Below are 538 nucleotides of genomic sequence, written 5' to 3'. Positions count from 1 at the left end.
GCGGGATAAAACCACGCTCTAAATCGGCGTCTATCACGCTTAAAATCGTTATTTTATCCACTACCTTATTGCGCTTTAAATCGTTAGCGATTTTTTTGATTTGAAGGTTTTGTTTATAGCTTTGTTTTGACGCTCTATTTTTTCTCGCCATTTAATGACTTCCCTCTCTTCTTGTTCTATGTCTGCAACATCAAAGATTTTAGGAAAACCATAACGATTTTTTTTCGCTCTGATAAAACTTTTAATGCTATCTTCAAGATCCTTGCGAAAATCATCAAAATCACCGCTAGATTGCGGCATATAAAGCGCTTCTATTTGAGTTTTAGCTATTTCATTAAACTCCATGCCGTTATGTTTATCAGGGTGTTTTGAAAAGAATGCGCTGAGCTTGTTTTTAAGAGCGTTGAGGGATTGCTCTAATTGATTGGGTGTTGAGAATTTGATGTCCAAGAAGCTATCTTGTGTCTTGTTAAAGTCTTTACCCGGTGAAGCGTTGATTAATTCCATAGGGCATTTGCTTTCACAATAACAGATCGCT

General features: G+C 36.6%; 1 protein-coding gene. It reads right to left on the bottom strand.

The window, feature by feature from the left end:
* Nucleotides 1-75 precede the first annotated feature (75 nt).
* A partial coding sequence (locus IEY56_RS28780; protein WP_229712270.1) for a hypothetical protein occupies nt 76-538 on the bottom strand: 463 nt, incomplete at its 5' end.

The organism is Streptomyces daqingensis, from assembly GCF_014645895.1.
GTDB lineage: Bacteria > Actinomycetota > Actinomycetes > Streptomycetales > Streptomycetaceae > Streptomyces > Streptomyces daqingensis.
Note: the sequence above shows the minus strand (reverse complement) of the source record. Positions and strands in the feature narration are given on the sequence as shown.